Genomic DNA, 20,295 nt, shown 5'->3' with positions numbered 1-20,295 from the left:
CGCCGGGTGCCGCCGACCGGGCCGACACGGACACGCGCCCCGCCCGCGGAGTGGGCACGCCCGGACGTGCCGGGCCGCTCACCGTGCGCGGTCGAGAGGTCTCAGTACGGTCACGGACCCGTCGGGAATGCCCGGCGGGGGTCGGTCGTTGGGCCGGGTACAGTAGTTGCACTCTCAACCACTTGGAGCACGAGATGCAGTTCGGGGTCTTCACGGTCAGCGACGTCACGACCGACCCGACGACGGGGCGGACGCCGAGCGAGGCGGAGCGGATCAAGGCCGTCGTCGCCATCGCGAAGAAGGCCGAGGAGGTGGGCCTCGACGTCTTCGCCCTCGGCGAGCACCACAACCCGCCGTTCTTCTCGTCCTCCCCCACCACCACGCTGGCCTACGTCGCGGCGCAGACCTCCCGACTGCAGCTGTCGACGTCGACCACGCTGATCACCACCAACGACCCGGTGAAGATCGCCGAGGACTACGCGATGCTGCAGCACCTCGCCGACGGCCGGGTCGACCTGATGATGGGCCGCGGCAACACCGGCCCGGTCTACCCGTGGTTCGGCCAGGACATCCGCAACGGCATCCCGCTGGCCGTGGAGAACTACGCGCTGCTGCGCCGGCTGTGGGACGAGGAGGTCGTGGACTGGCAGGGCCGCTTCCGCACCCCGCTGCAGGGCTTCACCTCCACCCCGCGGCCGCTGGACGGCGTCCCGCCGTTCGTGTGGCACGGCTCGATCCGCTCGCCGCAGATCGCCGAGCAGGCCGCCTACTACGGCGACGGCTTCTTCCACAACCACATCTTCTGGCCGAAGGAGCACACCCAGCGGATGGTGGAGTTCTACCGGTCCCGCTTCGAGCACCACGGCCACGGCGCCGCCGACCAGGCGATCGTCGGACTCGGCGGGCAGGTGTTCATGCGGAGGAACAGCCAGGACGCCGTCGCCGAGTTCCGGCCCTACTTCGACAACGCGCCGGTCTACGGGCACGGGCCCTCGCTCGAGGACTTCTCCCGCGAGACGCCGCTGACCGTGGGCAGCCCGCAGCAGGTGATCGAGCGCACGCTCGGCTTCCGCGACTACGCCGGCGACTACCAGCGGCAGCTGTTCCTCGTCGACCACGCCGGCCTGCCGCTGAAGACCGTGCTCGAGCAGCTGGACCTGCTCGGCGAGGAGGTCGTGCCGGTGCTGCGCCGCGAGTTCGCCGCGCTCAAGCCGGCGCACGTGCCCGACGCGCCCACCCACGCCGCCCGGGTGGCGGCGCGCGGCGGGGCGCAGGACTCGACCGTCTACGCCGCCGGTGACGACGTCACGGGCCAGGTCACCGACGCGGCCCGCGAGGAGGTGTCCCTCTGATGACCACCCGCACCCTGGCCGTCGTCAGCGCGGGGCTCGGCGTGCCGTCGTCGACCCGGCTGCTGGCCGACCGGCTCGCCACCGCGACCGTCGCCGCGCTGCGCGAGCGCGGCGAGGACGCCACCGTCGAGGTCGTCGAGCTCCGCGAGCACGCCCGCGACGTCGCCGACGCGCTCGTCACCGGGTTCCCCAACGCGGCGCTGCGCGAGGCGGTCGCGACGGTGACCGGCGCGGACGCGGTCATCGCGGTCACGCCGGTGTTCACCGCCTCCTACAGCGGCCTGTTCAAGTCCTTCGTCGACGTGCTCGACAAGGACGCGCTCACCGGCACGCCGGTGCTGCTCGCGGCGACCGCCGGCACCGCCCGGCACTCGCTGGTGCTCGAGCACGCGATGCGGCCGCTGTTCAGCTACCTGCGCGCCGCCCCCGTGCCGACGGCGGTCTTCGCGGCGAGCGAGGACTGGGCCGGCGGCGACGGCACCAGCCAGGAGCTGGCCGCGCGGATCACCCGCGCGGCCGGCGAGCTGGCCGACGTCGTCACCGGCCGGCCGTCCTCGGCCCGGCCGGCCGACCCCTTCGCCGACGTCCCCTCCTTCGAGGACCTGCTGCGGGGTCAGGCGTAGGGCCGGTCCTGCGCCGGCGGAGGTGCGCCTCCGCCGGCGTCCGCGTGCCGCGCCGCGCCGTGCTCGGGGGCCTGCCGGGCGACCGGCACGCCCTCCGGCGCGGCCGGCGGCCCCGCCGGCACCGGCGCGGCCGGGGGCACGGCCGGTGCCGGGCGGCCCCGCAGCCGCGGGTAGGCCAGCACGAGGCTGGCCGCCAGGGCGATGGCCAGGATGACCGCCCACGTGCCGGTGTAGTCGGCCCACGAGCCCGTGAGCAGCAGGAACGCGGGCAGGGCGGCGGTGAGCAGCCCGGCGACGACGGCGATCGCGCCCGTGTAGCGGGTGAACTCCTCCCGCTTCAGGCCGAGGACGACGAAGAACAGCGCCCAGAGCACCGCCCAGTACAGCCAGATGACGCCGAAGCCCGGGTCCCGCGGGACGACGTAGAAGAAGTTCAGCCCGGCGTACACCAGCGCGCACGCCGCCACGAACGCCGAGAACCAGCCCAGCCCCGTGCCGTCGAGGCCGCCGAGCAGGTTGATCCCCACGTACAGGTACGTGAAGCCGAACAGGTAGAGACCCGACGCGGCCAGGATCGTGGCCGGGTCCCCGTCGGCCGTGATGATCAGGACGGTCGGCGTCACCACCTGCAGCGCCCCGACGAACAGGTTGAGCGGAGCGGCGGCACGGGCGTCCACCAGCCCCAGCAGCATCAGGCCGTTGACGACCAGGACGGCTCCCACGTACAGCAGTCCCACGGCTCCCATGTGCGGTCATCTCCTCGGGTCCCGCGACGGTGCGGACGTCCCCCGTGACTGGTGCCGGCGCGGTCGCGCCGGCGGTCAGGAGCCGGGGTCCCCGGGCTCCCGTTCGTTCTCCCGGACGGCCTCGTTCTCCTCGAGAGCCGTGTCGATCAGGTCGGCGAGGCCGCCGACGGAGCGGTGCGGCCCACCCCGGCGGACGACGACCGGCTCGGGCACGTCGTCCTCCTCGGACGACAGTCCCTCGGTGAGGTCGTGCGCCGCTCGCAGCGCGGCCTTGCCGGCGCGGTCGGCCGCCTCGTGGCGCTCGATCCGCGGGACCTCCTCGGTCACCTCTGGTCTCCTCCCGCGTCCTCCCGGCACGGTCGGTGACGCCCGGCCCGGGTTGGGCGGACGGCGCGCCGGGTAACCCCCTCCCGGCCTCGAACAACCGGGAGCCGTGCAGTGCTCGTGTGAGGAGCGATCCGTGCAACTCCGGGTCGAGGTGGTGTGGACGTGCGCGCCGTGCGAGGTCGGCGGGCAGGACGTGGCGGAGGACGGTGACGACGACCCGACCTGCTGGAACTGCGGTGGGCCGGTCGTGGTGACCGCCCGGCCCTCCGTCCGCCGGCCCTTCCCCGAACCGTTCCCCGAACCGTTCCCCGAGCCGGACGCCGCCTGAGGGCGGCGCCCGGCCCGGGCGGGCGGGTCCCGGCGTGCGCCGGGACCCGCCGGGCGGTCAGGACGTGACGGCGCACTGCCCGCGGTCGGCACGGACCGGCCCCGACGCCGACGGCTTGACGTCGAAGTCGAAGATCGCCGTCGGCAGGTACAGCGAGCAGCAGGCGTTCGGGATGTCGACGACCCCGCTGACGCGGCCCTCGATCGGCGCCGAGCCGAGCAGCAGGTAGGCCTGCTCGCCGGAGTAGCCGAACTTCTGCAGGTACCGGACGGCGTTGAGGCAGGCGTTGCGGTAGGCCTGCGTGGCGTCCAGGTAGAGGTTGCGGTCGTTCTCGTGGTCGACCGAGACCCCGATGAAGGTCAGGAACTCCGAGTAGCGGGGCTCGACGTTGCCGGGGATGAACACCGGGTTGGTGGTCACCCCGTAGGTCTCCATGCCGCCCTTGATCAGGTCGATGTGGAAGTCGATGAACCCGCCCATCTCGATGGCGCCGCAGAACGTGATCTCGCCGTCGCCCTGGCTGAAGTGCAGGTCGCCGCCGGAGAGCTTCGCGTCCTGCACGTGCACCGGGTAGAAGACGCGGGACCCGCGGGAGAAGTTCTTGATGTCGTGGTTCCCGCCGTTCTCCCGCGCCGGCACGGTGCGGGCGCCGTCCCGGGCGATCGCCGCGGCCACGTCGCCGTCGGCCTGCCCGGGCAGCGTCTGGTCCTCGATCGGGAGCAGCGCCAGCGCGGGCACGCGGTCGGGGTCGGTGTCGGCCAGGGCCTTCTCCCGCCGGTTCCACCGGGCGAGCAGGTCGGCCGACGGGGCGGTGCCGAACAGCCCGGGGTGGGTCAGGCCGGTGTAGCGGACGCCCGGTATGTGCCGGGAGGTCGCCACCTGGCCGTGGAAGTCCCAGATCGCCTTGTAGGCGTCCGGGAAGTAGTCGGTCAGGAAGCCGCCGCCGTTGGCCTTGGCGAAGATGCCCGTGTAGCCCCAGCCCTGGCCGGGGGCGTCGCCGAACTCCTGCGGCGCCTGCACCGGGCCGAGGTCGAGGATGTCCACCACGAGCAGGTCACCGGGCTCGGCCCCCTCGACGCCGATCGGGCCGCTGAGCATGTGCGCCCGGGTCAGGTCGACGTCGCGGACGTCGTTGGCCGAGTCGTTGTTGCCGATCTGGCCGTCGGTCCACTCCCGGCACTCCACCCGGATGTCCTGCCCGGGCCGGACCATCGTGGCGACGGGTACGTCCGGGTGCCAGCGGTTGTGGCCCGGGACGGCCTGGTCCCGCATGGACTTGGCCTGGTCGACGGTGAAGACGACGTCTGGCATGTCCCCCACACTCCGATCTGCGTTGACGGGGAGGGCCGACCCGCGTCCACGGGCCGTTCGGGGCGGCTCCGCGCGGGAGCCGGGGAGGCGACGGCGGCCCGGCCCCGGGGCCGCCGCGCGGGCTGGTCAGGGCCGGGGCAGGGCGTTCCACCGCGGGTCGCGCGGCACCGGGCGGCGGGGCGCGGGCGGCACGGCCGTCGTCACGGCGGGCGCGTCGGCGCTGGCCTCCTCGCGCGACCGCGCCGCGGCCAGCGGCGCCGGGGTGCGCGCCAGCAGCGGGGCGGTGTAGACGCGCCGGCCGGCGTCGCCGCACGAGGGGCACCGCTCCGAGGCCTGCGCGGTCCCGATGGGCCGCCGCACCTCCCACGGGCCGCACGCCGGGCACCGGTACAGGTAGGCCGCCATCTTGGCCTCCGCGGGGAAGTCGGGACCACTCGGGAGCGGGCGACGCTAGTGACGGGCCCGGACGGACCGGAGGGACCTTCGACTCCATCGGTGGCGCGTCGCCACGGGCGGCTCCCTGCCGGTGACCGCGGGTGGGCCGGTCTGCTCTCGGCTCAGCGGACGGCGTCCTCCGACGGTGCCGCGGAGCCGCCCTGCGGGGCCTCCGCCGTCATGATCCGGACCACCTCCGCCCGGTCCGCGGCCGAGGGCAGGCCCCAGCCCGGCTCGTAGCCGTACACCTCGGACAGCGGCCGCGACGCCGTCCGGCCGGTGAGCACCTCCACCGAGCCGGTGTCGATCAGCCCCGGGTGCTCGACGCCGCACGCCTCGGCCACCTTGAGCAGGTCCCGGCGCAGGGTGGCCACGTAGTTGGCCAGCCGCACCGACTTCAGCGCCGGGTCCAGGCCGTGCGCCAGCCACGCGTTCTGGGTGGCGACGCCGGTCGGGCAGGTGTCGGTGTGGCACTTCTGCGCCTGGATGCAGCCGATGGCGAGCATCGCCTCGCGGGCCACGTTGACCATGTCGCAGCCGAGCGCGAACGCCACCACCGCGTTGTCCGGCAGGCCCAGCTTGCCGGCGCCGACGAAGGTGACCTGCTCGGCCAGCCCTCGGCGGGCGAAGATGCTGTACACGCGGGCGAAGCCGAGCTGGAAGGGCAGCGACACCGAGTCGGTGAAGATCAGCGGCGCGGCGCCGGTGCCGCCCTCGCCGCCGTCGATCGTCACGAAGTCGACGCCGCGGCCGGTGTCGGCCATGAGGCGGGTCAGCTCGTCCCAGAACTCCAGGTCGCCGACGGCGGACTTGATGCCCACCGGCAGGCCGGTCTCGGCCGCCAGCAGCTCCACCCAGTCGAGCAGGCTGTCGGTGTCGGTGAACTCCGCGTGCCGGGACGGGCTGACGCAGTCGACGCCCTCGGGCACCCCGCGGGCTGCGGCGATCTCGGCGGAGACCTTCGCCGCCGGCAGCACCCCGCCGAGCCCGGGCTTGGCGCCCTGGCTGAGCTTGACCTCGAGCGCCCGCACCGGCGCGGAGGCCACGAGGTCCTTGAGCCGCTGCAGGTCGAAGCGGCCGGCCTCGTCGCGGCAGCCGAAGTAGGCGGTGCCGATCTGGAACACCAGCTCGCCGCCGTGCCGGTGGTGCACCGACAGCCCGCCCTCGCCGGTGTTGTGCAGGCACCCGGCCAGCGCCGCGCCGCGGTTGAGCGCCTCGACGGCGGCCCCGGACAGCGAGCCGAAGCTCATCGCCGACACGTTCACCACCGACGCCGGCCGGAACGCCTGCGCGCGCCCGCGCGGGCCGCCGAGCACCTTCGCCGAGGGCAGCGTGACGTCGGCCGCCGAGTGCGGGTGCGACGGCGGGACGGCGCGGCCGAAGGTGCGGTGGTTGATCACCGGGTAGCCCGCCGTGAACTCGAGGTCGTTGTCGGTGCCGAACCCGAAGTAGTTGTTGTCGCCCTTGGCCGAGGCGTACACCCAGCGGCGCTGGTCGCGGGTGAACGGGCGCTCCTCGTTGTTGCCGGCGACCAGGTACTGCCGCAGCTCCGGGCCGATCGACTCGATCAGGTAGCGGGCGTGCCCGATCACCGGGAAGTTGCGCAGCAGGGTGTGCTCCCGCTGCACCAGGTCCCGGGCGGCCACCGCCGCCAGCGCCCCGAGTCCGGCCACCGCGGCCCGCGCCGCACCCCTCATCGCCCCGCTCCTCCCGCGCCGTTGCGGACCCGGGCCCACCCCCGGACCGCCATCCTGGGCCGCCCGCGCGCCGCGGTCTACAGGAAGAGGCTGAGCACGAGCGCGAACACGAACCCGAGCGTCCCGAGCAGCGTCTCCATGACGGTCCAGGTCTTCAGCGTCGTCTTCTCGTCCATCTGGAAGAACCGGCTGACCAGCCAGAAGCCGGAGTCGTTGACGTGCGAGAGGACGGTGGCCCCGCCCGCGATCGCGAGGACGATGAGCGCCAGGTCGATGGACGACAGCCCGCTGGAGGCCTCGACCACCGGGGCCATGAGGCCGGCGGTCGTCGTCAGGGCGACCGTCGCCGAGCCCTGCGCGACCCGCAGCAGCACCGAGACCACGAACGCGGCCACGATCACCGGCAGGCCGATGTCGCCGAGCAGGTCGGCCAGCGCCGTGCCGATGCCGCTGGCGCGCAGGACGCCGCCGAACATGCCGCCGGCGCCGGTGATCAGGATGATCGCGCAGACCGGACCCAGGGCGCTGTTGACGATCGACTCGACCTGGGCGCCGCTCTCGCCGCGGCGCCGGCCGAGCACCACGATCGCCACCAGCACGGTGACCAGCAGCGCCACCGGGGTGGCGCCGAGCAGCTGTCCCGCGCGCACGACGAACGACGTCTCCTCGAGGACGCCCGCGGTGGCCAGGGTGGTCAGCCCGGTGTTGAGGAAGATCAGCACGAGCGGGAGCAGCAGGATGCCGATCACGGTGCCGAAACGCGGCGGCGCCGGCCGGGTGACCGTCTCCGTCCGGCGTCCGCCGGAGGCGCCCGCGGTGCCCGGTGCGGTCCCGGCCACGGTGGGCTCGGGGGCCTCCGGCGCGGCGCCCGGGCCCGGGTCGTCCTCGGACGGCGGGACCGCGACGTCGAAGCGCCGCCCGGCCCACAGGCCGAACAGGTAGCCCCCCAGGTACCAGGTGGGCAGGCCGACGACCAGCCCGAAGACCAGGACCAGCCCGATGTCGGCCCCGATCAGCTCGGCTGCCGCGACCGGCCCCGGGTGCGGCGGGACGAACGCGTGCATCACGGCGAAGGCGCCGGCGACCGGCAGTCCGTAGGTGAGCAGCGAGCCGCCCAGCCGGCGGGCGACGGTGAAGACGATGGGCAGGAAGACCACGAGCCCGGCGTCGAAGAAGATCGGGAAGCCGAACAGCAGCGCGGCGACGCCCAGGGCCAGGGGTGCGCGCCGCTCCCCGAACCGCCCGATGAGGCTGTCGGCCAGCACCTGCGCCCCGCCGCTGTGCTCGAGCAGCCGCCCGAGCATCGCCCCGAGGCCGACCAGCAGCGCCACGTTGGCCAGGGTCGCGCCGAACCCCTCGGTGAGCGTGGTGACGACGTCCTCGAGCGGGATCCGCGTCGCCAGCGCGACCAGCAGGCTGACCAGGATCAGTGCCAGGAACGCGTGCAGCTTGAGCTTCATGATCAGGAACAGCAGCACGCCCACGGCTGCCGCCGCGATGAGCAACAGCCACCCGGCTCCCAGAGCCGGTTCGACCTCGGGCATGGGGTCCTCCTGGGGTCAGCCCTCGTCGTCGAGGGCGTCGAGGGCACGCAGGACGTCTTCGAGCGCGCGGGTGGACCGCTCGACGAGCGGGCGGGTGTGCCGGTAGAGGTCGGCGGCGGCCGGGTCGGGCCCGACCGGGTCGGAGACGCCGATCAGCGCGGTGGCGGCGTCGAGGTCGGGCAGCGCGCCCAGGGCGTGCAGGCCGAGCAGGCAGGCGCCGAGGCCGGTGCCCTCCGGGGAGTCGGCGAGCCGCACCGGCAGGTCCAGGGCCGCGGCGAGGGTGGCCACCCACAGCGGCGAGGCGACCGCACCGCCGGTGGCCCGCACCTCGGTCACGGGCAGGCCGGTGGCCGAGAACGCGTCGCGGACCAGCGCCAGCTGCTGGCACACGCCCTCGACGGCGGCGCGCACGAGGTGCCCCCGGCGGTGCTCGCGGCGCAACCCGACGTAGGCCCCGCGCAGCCCGGACCGCCACCACGGCGCCCGCTCCCCCAGCAGGTAGGGCAGGCACAGCAGCCCGGCGCTGCCGGGCGGGACCGCGGCGGCCTCCTCGAGCAGCCGGGCGTCGAGGGCGTCGGCGTCCTCCCCCGTGACCCCCTCCCCCTCGGCCAGCGCCTGGGCGGCCCAGCGCACCACCGAGCCGCCGTTGTTGACCGCGCCGCCGACCACCCAGTGGTCGTCGGTGAGCGCGTAGCAGAACAGCCGGTGCGCGGGGTCGACGGTCGGCGCCGGGACGACGACCCGCATCGCGCCGCTGGTGCCCAGCGACACGGCGGCGACCTCCGGGCGGACGGCGCCGATGCCGAGGTTGGCCAGCACGCCGTCGGAGGCGCCGAGGACCAGCGGGGTGTCCGCGGGCAGGCCGGTGGCCGCGGCGACCTCCGGGCGCAGGCCCTCGAGCACCGTCGTGGTCGGCAGGACCTCGCCGAGCTGCCCGGGGCGGACGCCGGCCAGGTGCAGCGCCTCGGCGTCCCAGGTGCCGGTGCGGATGCCGTAGAGGCCGGTGGCCGAGGCACACGCCCGGTCGAGGACCTGCGGGCCGCCGCGCAGCGCGGAGACGACGAGCTCCTTCACCCCGCCCCAGCGCGGCACCGCGCCCAGCCGGCCGGGGTCCTCGGCGCGCATCCAGGCGAGCTTGAGCAGCGGGGACATCGGGTGCACCGGCGTCCCGGTGCGGGTGTGCAGCCCGCCGGCGCGGCCGTCGGCGCGCAGGGCCTCGGCGAACCCGGCGGCGCGGTCGTCGGCCCAGGTCACGACGGGACCCAGCGGCCGGCCGTCGCCGTCCATGGGGACCAGGCCGTGCATGGCCGCGGACAGGCACACCCCGACCACCCGGTCGCCGCGCTCGCGGGCGGCCCGGCTGACGGCGGCCAGCGCCTCGACGGCGGCGTCGGCGAGCCGGTGCGCGTCGAGCTCGGCGCGGCCGGGGGCGGGCACGGACAGCGGGTAGCCGACGCTGACCAGGTCGCGCACCCGGCCGTCGGTGCCGGCGGTGACCGCCTTGGTCGCGGTGGTCCCGCTGTCCAGCCCGACCACGACGTCCATGCGGGCGATCCTGCCCGGGGCCGAGGGGGGCCGCGAACTCAGCGCTGGATCTCCACCAGCAGCACCCAGGCGTTCAGGCAGGACACCGCGATCCCGCCGACCAGCGCCCCGGCCAGCCAGTAGAGCCCGCCGCCGGCCCCGAGGGCGAGCGACAGCGCCGCCGCCAGCACCGCGCCGGCGGGCAGCAGCACCAGGACCGCCGCGCGGACGCGCCGTCCCCGCGGGGCGTCCGCCTCCGCCGGGACCCGCACCAGCCCGACCGCCCCGCCGGCGGCGAGCAGGGCACCGGTGCCGGCGAGCTCGGCGGCGAGGGCGGGCACCGGCTGACCGGGGACGAGGACGAAGACGCCGGCGGCGAGCAGCGCCACCAGCAGCACCAGCGTGGCCGCGGCCCGGCGGGGCAGCGTCGGGAACGCGAGGATCCGGTCGAGGTTGATGGAGACCGCGACGAACAGCAGCCCGGTCAGCGCGGCGGTGGCGCCGACGGCGGCCACCGCGAGGTCGTGCCACGCCTCGGGGTCGTACGCCTGGGGGTTGTACGCCTCCGGGCTGGAGGCGTCCGCGCGGGTGGCTGCCACGCCGCCCGATCCTGGCGCACGGGCCGCCGGGACGGCGCCCCCGCGCCCGGCTCAGCGGTAGGCGGACCCGCCGCGCAGCCGGGCGCCCACCGCCGTCACCAGCGGGGCGAGGACGACGCCGTCGCGGGCCAGCCGCGCCCGCAGCGCCCGGCGGTGGCGCAGCACGCCGACCAGGCCGATCGCCCAGAACAGGTACTGGACGGCGAACGCGGCACGGAAGGCGCCGAGGTCGTAGGCGGTCGAGGCGCCGGGCGTGAGCACGTCGAGCACCGCGCCGATCGCCAGGACGGTCAGCAGCGAGGCGACGAAGCCGCCGACGTTGACCACGCCGCTGGCGCTGCCCTGCCGCTCGGCGGGGTTCCAGGTGCGGGCGAAGTCGAAGCCGATCATCGAGCCGGGGCCGTTGGTGCCGAGGACGACGACCAGCAGCACGAGCAGCCACAGCGGCGCCCGGCCGGGCCACAGCAGGACGACGGTCCAGGTGGTGGCGGTGACGGCGAGGATGCCGAGGACCAGCACCGAGCGGCGCAGCGGCCAGCGCCCGCACAGCCGGCCGAGCAGCGGCCCGACCCCCATGCCGACGACGACCAGCAGCGTGAGCAGCCCGGCCGCCGTCGCCGGGGACAGCCCCTGGCCGACGACGAGGAAGGGGTAGCCCCACAGCAACGCGAACACCGTGCCGGAGAACTGGGTGACCAGGTGGGTGTAGAGCCCGATCCGGGTGCCGGACTCCTGCCAGGTCAGCGCCAGGTTGCGGCGCACCTCGGCCAGCCCCGCGGGGGTCGCGGGCGCGACGCCGGGCGGGGCGTCGCGCAGCGTGGCGAGCACCACGACGACGACCAGCACGCCGACCGCCGCCGCACCGAGGAACGTGCTGCGCCAGCCCGCCGCGTGCAGCAGCGCGACCAGCGGGTAGGCGGCGACGACCTGCCCGAGCTGGCCGAGGATGCCGGTGAGCTGGGTGACCAGCGGGACGGTGCGGCCGGGGAACCAGAAGCCGATCACCCGCAGCACGCTGATGAAGGTCATCGCGTCGCCGGCGCCGACGAGGACGCGGGCCGCGACGGCGGTGGGGACATCGGTGGCCAGCGCCAGCACGAGCTGGCCGACGGCCATGGTGACGCCGCCGGCGACGACCAGCCGGCGTGAGCCGAAGCGGTCCAGCGCCACCCCGACCGGCACCTGCAGCCCGGCGTACACCGCCAGCTGCAGCACCAGGAACAGCGAGACCGCCGAGGCCCCGGCGGAGAACCGCTCCTGCGCCTCCACCCCGGCCACGCCCAGCGAGGCGCGGTGGAAGACGGCGACGACGTAGGCGGCGAGCGCGGCGAGCCAGACGGCGTAGGCGCGCAGGGGCGTGCGGTCGGCGGTCGCGGACGTCACTGGGAGGACGACAGCCGCGGCGGACCGTCTGTTCCCGGATCTCCGGTGAGTCGCCTCACGGCACGCGTCCGGAGCACCGCCCGGACGGGGGGCCCGGCCCTAGGATCGGCGGGTGGTCGCAGCACTGGTCTCGCCCGAGGACCTGACCGAGGACGACGCCCAGCGCCGGGTGCGCATCCTCCTCGCGCTGGCCACCTGCATGGCCGCGAAGGGCTACCGCGCCACGACGATCTCCGACATCGCCCGCGAGGGCCGGGTGTCCAAGACCGTCGTCTACGCGCACTTCCGCGACAAGGAGCACTGCCTCCTCGAGCTCTACACCCGCGCCACCGACAAGATGCTGGCCACCGTGCACGCCGCGCAGGACCGTGCGGCCGCCGAGGGGCTGTCCTGGCGGGAGCGGCTGCGGTCGGCCGTGCGCGCCTACCTCGAGGTGCTCGCGGCCAACCCGGAGGTGGCCTGGGCGGCGCTGGTGGAGGTGCAGGCCGCCGGCCGCCACGCCCTCGCCCTGCGCCGGCAGGTGATCGACCGCTACGTGGAGCTGATCGGCGGGGTCGCCGCGGAGATGGCCGAGCGGTACCCCGACGAGGTCCGCGCGGTGGACCGCGCGCTCGTCGTCGCCGCGGTGGGCGGGCTCAACGAGCTGATGCTCGCCCGGGTCGAGCGCGGCGAGGCCGGCTCCCTGGCCGAGGACACCGACCACGCCACCGAGGTGCTCGTCCAGCTCGTCGACCGCCGCTGAGCCGGCGCGGCCGCCCCTCCGCGGGCCGCGTGGGATAGTCCCGCGCCGTGTCCGTGATCTCGTCGCTGCGCGTCTTCCACCAGCGCCGCATCGCCCTGCCGGTCGACGACGACGCGCTCGTCCTGGACGTGGGCAGCGGGGACAAGCCGTCGTGGCGCGCGGACGTGCTCCTGGACCGCTACCTCGGCGACGAGTACGCCGTGCAGCGTTCCGGCCGGGGGCGGGCCCGCGTGAGCCGGCCGCTGTTCAACGCCGACGCGGCCGCCATGCCCTTCGCCGACGGCGCCTTCGACTACACGATCTGCTCGAACCTGCTCGAGCACGTCGCCGACCCGGCCGGCGTGGTCCGCGAGCTCGTCCGGGTGTCGCGCGCGGGGTACATCGAGGTGCCCGAGGCCTCCAGCGCCAAGATCGTCGACTTCCCGAGCCACGTCTGGTGGTGCCGCCTGGACCGGTCGACCGAGCCGCCGACGCTGGTGTTCACGGCCAAGGAGCGCCCGGAGTTCGACCCGGAGATCGCCGGGTTCCTGCGTCGGTCGGGCCTCGAGCGCCGGGTCGAGGCGGTCCTCGACAGCCGGTTCGAGCACCGGGTGGTGATGCTGCACTGGTCGGGCGGCGTCCCGGTCCGCGTGGAGGGCGAGGTCCCGCCGTCGCTGCTCGAGCACGCGATGAGCCGGCCCTCCCACACCCGGGACGGCCGGGCGGTGGCCGTCCAGCTGGCCACCGACCTGCTGACCGTGCGGACCCGCCGCCGGCTGCGCCGGCGCCGCCTGCGCTACGACGACCTCGTGCGGCCGGAGTACCGCCGCGGGGACGGCGCCGTGCTGGAGCGGCGCGTCTACACCGACCCCCGGTGGACGCCCGGCCCGGGGGCCGGTCAGTGGGGGTCGTCTCAGTAGGGGTCGTAGGGCGAGTCGTGCCCGAGCAGCCGGGCCACCGGCCGCAGCCGGAGCCGCAGCAGCACCTTGAGGACGACGTTGCGCGCCCACCACGGCAGTTCGGCGAGGATGCGCAGCCGGTCCCGCGCGGTGGGCCGGCCGACGCGGAACAGCGCGAGCGACCCGGCCCGCCGCTCGTAGCGCAGGTCGCGGGACGGGAGGACGTGCCGCAGGACGCCGAGGGTGACGCCGATCGAGGAGAAGCAGTCGTGCACCAGCAGCGGCGCGTCCTCCGGGAGGTGCACCCGCCAGCGGAGGTCGTCCGAGAGCGTCCAGTAGTCGTGCTTGCCGTCGACGTAGAGCAGGTCGAGGGGGCGGGTCCAGCCGGGACGGGCCCGCGTCGAGTAGTCGCACAGCAGCTCGACGGTGTCCCCCACACCGGCCGCCGCGACGTTGCGCTCGAACTCCGTCCGCGTCCGGCTGCCGCCGAAGAGCCGGCCCTCGACGAACGGGTCGACGGCGACCAGCCGGCCGCCGCCGGCCTGCAGCGCGCGGGCGAGGACGACCGTCGAACGGCCCCGGTGGCTGCCGATCTCCAGGGCGAGCGCGCCGGGCGGCAGCTGCGCGGCCTGCTCGTGCAGCAGCTCGGCCTGCTCCCTCGTCAGCCAGCCCGGGATGCCGTCGGCGAGCGCCCACACCGCGGCGGTGCCCGTTTCGGGTGAGGTCGGCGCGGGACGGGACACGGGGCTCCGATCGGGAGGCAGACGGCGGCTAGAGTGGTACGGAACCGTACCGCAGGCGGCGACTGAGCCGGGAGGCGTTCCGATCAGCACAGCCGTCAGCCACGACGCGCGGCGTGGCCTCCGCAGGTCCCCCCGGACGCTCCCCTGGCCCGACGTCGCCGTCTGGCTCCTCCTGGTCCTCGGCTCCGTGCTGCAGCAGCCGGGCCGGACCACCTTCGACACCAAGTTCGACCTCACGGCCGACCCCGCCGCCTTCCTCGGCCGGGCCCTGCACCTGTGGAGCCCGGTGTCGCTCGGCGAGCTGCAGAACCAGGCCTACGGCTACCTGTTCCCCCAGGGCCCCTGGTTCCTCGGCCTGCAGGCACTCGGCGTCCCGGACTGGCTGGCCCAGCGGCTGTGGTCGGCCCTGCTGCTGGTGGTCGCCTACGAGGGGACCCGCCGGCTGTGCCGGTCCCTCGGCCTGCCCGGCACCGCGGCCACGCTCGGCGGGCTCGGCTACGCGCTGGCGCCGCGGCTGCTCGGCGCCAGCGGCGTCCTGTCCGGGGAGGTGCTGCCGCAGGCGGTGCTGCCCTGGGCCGTCCTCCCCCTGGCCGCCGCCGTCGCCGGGCGGATCTCGCCGCGGCGCGCCGGGCTGCTGTCCGGGCTGGCCGTCCTGTGCATGAGCGGGGTCAACGCCACCGGGACCCTCGCGGCGCTGCCCGTCGCCCTCCTCGTGGCCGCGAGCCGGCTGCGGCGCCGTGGCGGCGCGGCCCTGCTGGGCTGGTGGGCCGCCGGCACCGCCCTGGCCTGCGCCTGGTGGTTCGGCCCCTTGGTCGTGCTCGGGCGCTACAGCCCGCCCTTCCTCGACTTCATCGAGACGGCGGCGGCGACCACCGCGCCGGCCGGCTGGGCCAACGCGGTCCGCGGCGCCGAGCACTGGGTCGCCTACCACAGCGTGGCGGGGCAGGACTGGTGGCCCGGCGCGCACACCCTGGTCACCTCCCCGCTGCTGGCGGTCCTGACGACGGCGGTCACCGCCTGCGGCCTCGCCGGGCTGGTGCACCGGCGCACGCCGCTGCGCGGCCCGCTCCTCCTGGCGCTGGTGCTGGGGCTGCTGTGCCTGACGGCGGGCAACGCCTCCGCCGTCGGGTCGCTGGTCGACGAGCCGGTGCGGGCGCTGCTCGACGGGCCGCTCGCGGCGCTGCGCAACGTGCACAAGGTCGACCCGCTGATCCGGCTGCCGGTCGCCGTCGGCCTCGCCTCGGCGGTCGCGCTCGCCGGCGAGCGCCTCCGGGCGGCGCCGGGGCGCCGCGGCGTGCCGCGGTCCGGGCCCGCGGGCCGCCGGCTGGCAGGGGCGGCGCTCGCGGCCGTCCTCCTGGCCGGCGCCGCGCCGCTGGTCACGGGCGGGCTGCGGACCCCCGGCTGGGACGCGGTCCCCGACGCCTGGTCCGAGACGGCGGCCTGGCTCGCCGACCGCCCGGACAGCCGGGCCCTGGTGGTGCCCGGCTCCGGCTTCGGCGTCCAGACCTGGGGCTGGACGATCGACGAGCCCCTGCAGGGCGTCGCCCGGGGCGACTGGGTGACCCGCAGCCAGGTGCCCCTCGTCCCGGGGCCGACGGCGCGGGTGCTGGACGCCGTGGAGACGCGGCTGGCCGACGGGCGGGGCGGCGCCGGGCTGTCGGCGTTCCTCGCGCGGGCCGGTATCACCCACGTGGTGCTGCGCCGCGACCTCGACCCGGCCGTCGCGCAGACGGCGGCCGCCGACCGGGCCGAGCGCGCCCTCCTCGACAGCCCCGGGCTCGCGCGGGTGGCCGGCTTCGGCCGGACCGGGTTCGGCGACCAGGCCCTGGTGGACGTGTTCGCGGTGGCCGGCGCCTCGCCGCGCGCCACCCTCGCCGACGCGCGCGACCTCGCGACGCTCGACGGCGGCCCCGAGGACGTGCTGGCCGCGCTCGACGCCGGGGTGCTGCCGCCCGCGGCCCCGGTCGTCGTGGGGGCGGCGGACGGGCCGGCCGACGTCGTGAGCGACGGCTACCGGCGGGTGGAGCGCCAGTTCGGCCGCGTCCACGACGCGGTGGGCGAGGTCATGACCCCGGCGGAGCCGTACCGCGACGGCCGGCCGGAGCCGGACTACCCGGGAGCGCCCGCCGTCGAGCGGGCCGCCGCGGACTTCCTCGCCGTCGACGGCGTCACCGCGTCGAGCTCGCAGGGCTACCCCGACGCCCTCGGGCCGGTCCTGCCCGCCGCCGGCCCGGCGGCCGCCCTCGACGGCCGCCCGGAGACCGCGTGGCGCTCGGCGGCGTTCGTGGCGCCGGTCGGGCAGTGGCTGGACGTCGACCTCGACCGGCCGGTGACCGGCGGCGTCCTGGCGGTGACCTTCCTCGACACCCCGGACACCGCCACGGTCCGGACGGCGCAGGTGTCCCTCGACGGCGCCCCGGCCGTCCACCGCGTGCCCGAGGACGGGCGGCTGTTCGTCCCCCTCCCGGCGACCCCGGTGCACCACGTCCGCGTCACCGTCTCGTCCGTGGCGCCCGGGCTCGACGAGGCCTCCCCCGTCGGCGTGGCCGAGATCGGCCTCCCCGGCGTCGGGGCGGGCCGGACGCTGGAGGTCCCCCGGCCGATCGGCGCGGACACCACGGTCGTCCTGTCCGGGGAGGCGCCGCGCCGGGCGTGCGTCGACGTCGGCTACGGCCCGCACTGCGAGACCTCGCAGGTCCGGGCGACCGAGTGGCACGGCCTGGACCGCCGGCTGACCGTGGCCGAGGCCGGCGCCTGGGACCTCACCGGCACCGTCGTCGCCACCCCCGGCCCGGGCGCGGCGGCCCTGCTCGCGCCCGTGGACGACACGGCGTCGGCCACGTCGGACTCGGTGTACGGCGACGACCCCTCGGTCGCGGCGGTGGCCGCCTTCGACGGGCTGCCGCAGACCCCGTGGCTGGCCGATCCGGACGACGCCGAGGTGACCCTGGACCTGCGCTGGCCGGGCGAGCGCACGGTCAGCCGGATCGTCGTGGACCCGGCGTCGGTCCCGGCCGCCGAGCCGGTGCACGCCCGGATCGAGTCGGCCGCCGGCGTCCGGGACGTCGATCTGACCGACCTCGGCTTCTTCGAGCCGCTGCGCGCCCCCGGGGGCCTGTCCGTGACGTTCACCCGGTCCCCGGCGCCGTCGGCCGCCGGGCTCCCGCTGGGGGTGGGCGAGGTGCGCGTGGACGGCCTCGACGGGCTGCAGCACCGGCCGTCGCTGGAGAGCGGCACCGGAGCGGTGTGCGGGCTGGGCCCCGAGGTCCGCATCGACGGCACGGTGCACCGCACCGGGGTGACCGGCACCGTCGACGACGTCGTCGCGGGGCGGCCGCTGACCTGGCGCGTGTGCGACGGCCCGGTCGCGCTCGCCCCCGGGACCCACCGCGTGGTGGCCGCCGCGACGGCGCAGTTCCAGCCGGTCGCCCTGACCTGGCGGCCCGCCGGCAGCCCCCCCGCGGCGGCGCCGCGCGACGCGGACGACCGGCTGCGGGTCGTGTCCTGGGCGGACACGCGGCGGGTGGTGGCCGTGACCGCCGGCGCGGAGGCGGTGCTCCGGATCGCGGAGAACGTCAACGCCGGGTGGCGGGCGACGCTGGACGGCGAGCCCCTGGAGACCGTGGTGCTCGACGGCTGGCAGCAGGGCTACCGGGTGCCCGCGGGCGCCTCCGGCGAGGTCGTCGTCGAGTTCGCGCCCGACGCCTGGTACCGGGGGGCGCTGCTGGCCGGGCTCGTGCTGGCGGTCGTTCTCGTGCTGCTCCTCCTCGCCGACCTGCACCGGCCGCACCCGGGCCGCCTCGACCCGGGGGGCCCGACCGTCCGGGACCCCGTGCTGGGCCCCGGGGGTGCGCTGGCCCTGGGCCTGGGCGGCCTGGTGCTCGGCGGGATCCCGCTGGCGGCCGGGTGGGTGGCCGGCCTGGCCCCGCCGCTGCGCCGGTACGCCGTCACGCTCGGCGGAGCCGCGCTGCTGGCCGCGGGCGTGCTGACCGCGCTGTCCGCCGGCCTGCCGATCGGCCGGCCCGGTCCGGGGGCCGACGGCGCGGCCGCCGCCGGGGTCGGCCTCCTGGTGGCCTCGGCGGTGCGGCTGCGGCGGCCACGGAGACGGGAGAGGAGCGCGCGGTGACCGGCCGGCACGCGGGGGAACCGGTGGAGCTGCGGCTGCGGCTGGAGCCGACGCTGCTGGCCGGGGTGGCGCTCGTGGTGCTGCAGACGGTCGTCCGCGCCCTCGTCGTCCTCCCCTCCTACTACTGGCAGGACGACTTCCACCACCTGGACCTCGCCCGCCGGCTGGGCCTGTCGCAGGCCTTCCTGGTCCGCGACTACAGCGGCCACCTGGAGATCGGGCAGTACGTCCTCTACTGGCTGGTCGGGCGCGACCTCGGCACGTCCTTCCTGCCCGCGGCGCTGGTCCTGCTGCTCCTGCAGCTGGTGGCCTCCGGCCTGCTGCTGGCCGTGCTGCGGCTGCTGTTCGGCCGGTCGCCGTGGGTGCTCGTGGCCTTCGCCGGGTACCTGTTCACCCCGCTCGGGCTGCCGGTCGCGACGTGGTGGGCCGCCGGCATGCAGGCCCTGCCGCTGCAGGTCGCGATGCTGCTGGCCCTGCTGGGCGCGGTGCACTCGGTCCGGGGCGGGCGGCGCCGGTGGGCCGTCGTCTCGGTCGCCGGCACGGTCCTCGGCCTGCTGATGTGGGAGAAGGCGGTCCTCGTCGTCCCGACGGTGCTCGCCGTGCTGGTCCTCGTGGAGGGCGCCGGCCGGCCGGTGGCCGATCGGGTGCGCCTGCTGCTGCGGCACCGGCGTCTCCTGCTCGCCCACCTGGTCGCGCTGGCCGGCTACACCGTGCTCTACCTGTCGGTGGTCGACTCCGCGGCGGTGGTCGGCGGCGGCTCCGCGGACACCCTCACCGGCGCCGGCGAGACCGTGCTGCGCACGCTGCTGCCCGGCCTGTTCGGCGGGCCGTGGACCGACAGCGGGGCCGAGAACACCGTCTACCCCCGCGTCGGCGACGCGATCGTCGTCCTCGTCGTCCTGCTCGCCGCGGCGGTGGTGGCGCTCAGCGGGTGGCTGCGGGGGCGCCGCGCGCTGCAGGGCTGGCTGCTCGCGGCCGGCTACGTGGCGGTGGACGTCGGCCTGCTGCTCGTGGGGCGCGCCGACTACCTGGGGCTGGTGGCCCGCGACCCGCGGTACGTCACCGACGCGCTGCCGGTCGTGGCCATCGGGGTCTGCGCCGCCTTCACCGGCCCGCTGGTGCAGCGCCGGTTGCCGCGGTGGTGGCCGGGGACGACCGGCGCGGCTCCGGCCGGGTCCCCGCTCGCCGCCGTCGCCGTGCTCGTCTCCAGCTGCCTGCTGTCGACCTCGCTGCTGGCCGACGGGCTGCAGCACCGCTACTCGCGCGACTGGGTGCTGGGCGTGGTGCGCGCGCTCGAGGAGGAGCCGGGCGTGTCGGTGGTGCCCACGCCCCTGCCGACGAACGTGAGCGTCAGCACCGACCTCGAGGGACTCCTGCGGGCGGTGGGCCACGAGCAGGAGCTCGGCCGCCCGGGCACGGACGTGCGGGTGGTGGACGGGCTGGCCCGCCTGCGCCCGGTCACGGTCGTCGCCCCGACGCTGCAGGCCACCGGGCCGGTCCCCGACTGCGGATGGCGGGTGGAGGGGGGCTGGCAGCGGCTCGGCACCGTGGCCCAGGCCGGACCGGGGACCCAGGTGCTCCGGCTCGGGTACCTCACCGGGCAGCCGGCCACGCTGCACGTGCTGGTGGGCGGGGTCGAGCAGGCGCTGGTCCTCCCGCCCGGGGTGGGGCACGCGACCTTCGTGGTCACCGGCCTGCAGGGGCCGGTGACGGCGCGCGTCTCCGACGTGGCCACGGGCGGGATCTGCGTCAGCGACGTCGTCGCCGGGGCGCCCTGGCCGGCGGGCTGACCGCGGACCGGCGGGGGGGGGGGGGGGGGGCGGCCGCGGGCCCCCACGGCGGTGCGGCCGCCGCCGCGGTCGACGCGCTGGCGCTGCTGTGCTCCGACGCGTTCCGCCGGGGGCGCTGGGACGAGGCCGCGCGCACCGCCGGGGAGG

General features: G+C 76.4%; 17 protein-coding genes. 7 read left to right on the top strand and 10 right to left on the bottom strand.

Annotation, left to right across the window (positions count from 1 at the left end):
- The first annotated feature begins 194 nt into the window (after positions 1 to 194).
- Both ACI798_RS05510 and ACI798_RS05505 read left to right on the top strand, forming a co-directional pair.
- Positions 195 to 1,352, top strand: a complete 1,158-nt coding sequence (locus ACI798_RS05510; RefSeq protein ID WP_457047420.1) for an LLM class flavin-dependent oxidoreductase — start codon at positions 195 to 197, stop codon at positions 1,350 to 1,352.
- Positions 1,352 to 1,975 (top strand): FMN reductase, encoded by a 624-nt coding sequence (locus ACI798_RS05505; protein WP_456939564.1) that lies wholly within the window; start codon positions 1,352 to 1,354, stop codon positions 1,973 to 1,975. The genes ACI798_RS05510 and ACI798_RS05505 overlap by 1 nt, the downstream gene beginning before the upstream one ends.
- Here ACI798_RS05505 and ACI798_RS05500 read toward each other — a convergent pair.
- The gene (locus ACI798_RS05500; RefSeq protein ID WP_457047419.1) at positions 1,966 to 2,721 is read right to left on the bottom strand and encodes an AmiS/UreI family transporter; all 756 of its coding nucleotides are present in this window, start codon (positions 2,719 to 2,721) and stop codon (positions 1,966 to 1,968) included. The genes ACI798_RS05505 and ACI798_RS05500 overlap by 10 nt on opposite strands.
- Before the next feature lie 75 nt (positions 2,722 to 2,796).
- On the bottom strand, positions 2,797 to 3,048 hold the full coding sequence (locus ACI798_RS05495; protein WP_456939566.1) for a hypothetical protein: 252 nt from the start codon (positions 3,046 to 3,048) through the stop codon (positions 2,797 to 2,799).
- Positions 3,049 to 3,181: 133 nt separating this feature from the next.
- Between ACI798_RS05495 and ACI798_RS05490 the strand changes: the two genes are divergently transcribed.
- Complete coding sequence (locus ACI798_RS05490) at positions 3,182 to 3,376, top strand: hypothetical protein (RefSeq protein ID WP_456939567.1); 195 nt, start codon at positions 3,182 to 3,184, stop codon at positions 3,374 to 3,376.
- Between the two features lie 57 nt (positions 3,377 to 3,433).
- On the opposite strand, the gene fmdA is transcribed toward ACI798_RS05490, so the two are convergent.
- From fmdA to ACI798_RS05455, 7 genes are all read right to left on the bottom strand, one after another.
- Positions 3,434 to 4,687 (bottom strand): formamidase, encoded by a 1,254-nt coding sequence (fmdA, locus tag ACI798_RS05485; protein WP_456939568.1) that lies wholly within the window; start codon positions 4,685 to 4,687, stop codon positions 3,434 to 3,436.
- A 126-nt stretch (positions 4,688 to 4,813) separates the two neighbouring features.
- A complete protein-coding gene (locus tag ACI798_RS05480; protein ID WP_456939569.1) occupies positions 4,814 to 5,092 on the bottom strand; it encodes an FmdB family zinc ribbon protein in 279 nt (92 codons plus the stop codon).
- Positions 5,093 to 5,244: 152 nt separating this feature from the next.
- Positions 5,245 to 6,819 (bottom strand): FMN-binding glutamate synthase family protein, encoded by a 1,575-nt coding sequence (locus ACI798_RS05475; RefSeq protein ID WP_457047418.1) that lies wholly within the window; start codon positions 6,817 to 6,819, stop codon positions 5,245 to 5,247.
- A 77-nt stretch (positions 6,820 to 6,896) separates the two neighbouring features.
- Positions 6,897 to 8,363 carry a GntP family permease gene (locus tag ACI798_RS05470; RefSeq protein WP_457047417.1) on the bottom strand — a complete coding sequence of 489 codons (1,467 nt, stop codon included), beginning with the start codon at positions 8,361 to 8,363 and terminating at the stop codon, positions 6,897 to 6,899.
- Positions 8,364 to 8,378: 15 nt separating this feature from the next.
- Positions 8,379 to 9,908, bottom strand: a complete 1,530-nt coding sequence (locus tag ACI798_RS05465) for a gluconokinase (RefSeq protein WP_456939572.1) — start codon at positions 9,906 to 9,908, stop codon at positions 8,379 to 8,381.
- Between the two features lie 38 nt (positions 9,909 to 9,946).
- On the bottom strand, positions 9,947 to 10,486 hold the full coding sequence (locus ACI798_RS05460; protein WP_457047416.1) for a hypothetical protein: 540 nt from the start codon (positions 10,484 to 10,486) through the stop codon (positions 9,947 to 9,949).
- A gap of 51 nt (positions 10,487 to 10,537) precedes the next feature.
- Complete coding sequence (locus tag ACI798_RS05455; protein ID WP_456939574.1) at positions 10,538 to 11,869, bottom strand: MFS transporter; 1,332 nt, start codon at positions 11,867 to 11,869, stop codon at positions 10,538 to 10,540.
- 112 nt (positions 11,870 to 11,981) lie between these two features.
- Between ACI798_RS05455 and ACI798_RS05450 the strand changes: the two genes are divergently transcribed.
- A complete protein-coding gene (locus ACI798_RS05450; protein WP_456939575.1) occupies positions 11,982 to 12,611 on the top strand; it encodes a TetR/AcrR family transcriptional regulator in 630 nt (209 codons plus the stop codon).
- Positions 12,612 to 12,658: 47 nt separating this feature from the next.
- Positions 12,659 to 13,510, top strand: coding sequence for a class I SAM-dependent methyltransferase (locus ACI798_RS05445; RefSeq protein ID WP_456939576.1), 852 nt, complete (start codon positions 12,659 to 12,661; stop codon positions 13,508 to 13,510).
- Here ACI798_RS05445 and ACI798_RS05440 read toward each other — a convergent pair.
- The gene (locus ACI798_RS05440; RefSeq protein WP_456939577.1) at positions 13,504 to 14,232 is read right to left on the bottom strand and encodes a class I SAM-dependent methyltransferase; all 729 of its coding nucleotides are present in this window, start codon (positions 14,230 to 14,232) and stop codon (positions 13,504 to 13,506) included. The two genes, ACI798_RS05445 and ACI798_RS05440, sit on opposite strands and share 7 nt — an antisense overlap.
- A 187-nt stretch (positions 14,233 to 14,419) precedes the next feature.
- Here ACI798_RS05440 and ACI798_RS05435 point away from each other — a divergent pair, with 187 nt between their 5' ends.
- The gene (locus ACI798_RS05435) at positions 14,420 to 18,358 is read left to right on the top strand and encodes an alpha-(1->3)-arabinofuranosyltransferase domain-containing protein (RefSeq protein WP_457047415.1); all 3,939 of its coding nucleotides are present in this window, start codon (positions 14,420 to 14,422) and stop codon (positions 18,356 to 18,358) included.
- Entirely contained in the window at positions 18,355 to 20,148 is a 1,794-nt protein-coding gene (locus tag ACI798_RS05430; protein ID WP_457047414.1) for a hypothetical protein, read from the top strand. The genes ACI798_RS05435 and ACI798_RS05430 overlap by 4 nt, the downstream gene beginning before the upstream one ends.
- Positions 20,149 to 20,295: the final 147 nt, after the last annotated feature.

This window comes from Geodermatophilus sp. SYSU D01045, assembly GCF_054050295.1.
This window is presented reverse-complemented; position numbering and strand designations above follow the sequence as displayed.

Excerpts from the sequence above, each read along its gene's own strand:
- ACI798_RS05510 (WP_457047420.1), top strand. The coding sequence starts at position 195 with ATGCAGTTCGGGGTCTTCACGGTCAGCGACGTCACGACCGACCCGACG.
- ACI798_RS05505 (WP_456939564.1), top strand. The coding sequence starts at position 1,352 with ATGACCACCCGCACCCTGGCCGTCGTCAGCGCGGGGCTCGGCGTGCCG.
- ACI798_RS05500 (WP_457047419.1), bottom strand. The coding sequence starts at position 2,721 with ATGGGAGCCGTGGGACTGCTGTACGTGGGAGCCGTCCTGGTCGTCAAC.
- fmdA (WP_456939568.1), bottom strand. The coding sequence starts at position 4,687 with ATGCCAGACGTCGTCTTCACCGTCGACCAGGCCAAGTCCATGCGGGAC.
- ACI798_RS05480 (WP_456939569.1), bottom strand. The coding sequence starts at position 5,092 with ATGGCGGCCTACCTGTACCGGTGCCCGGCGTGCGGCCCGTGGGAGGTG.
- ACI798_RS05475 (WP_457047418.1), bottom strand. The coding sequence starts at position 6,819 with ATGAGGGGTGCGGCGCGGGCCGCGGTGGCCGGACTCGGGGCGCTGGCG.
- ACI798_RS05470 (WP_457047417.1), bottom strand. The coding sequence starts at position 8,363 with ATGCCCGAGGTCGAACCGGCTCTGGGAGCCGGGTGGCTGTTGCTCATC.
- ACI798_RS05465 (WP_456939572.1), bottom strand. The coding sequence starts at position 9,908 with ATGGACGTCGTGGTCGGGCTGGACAGCGGGACCACCGCGACCAAGGCG.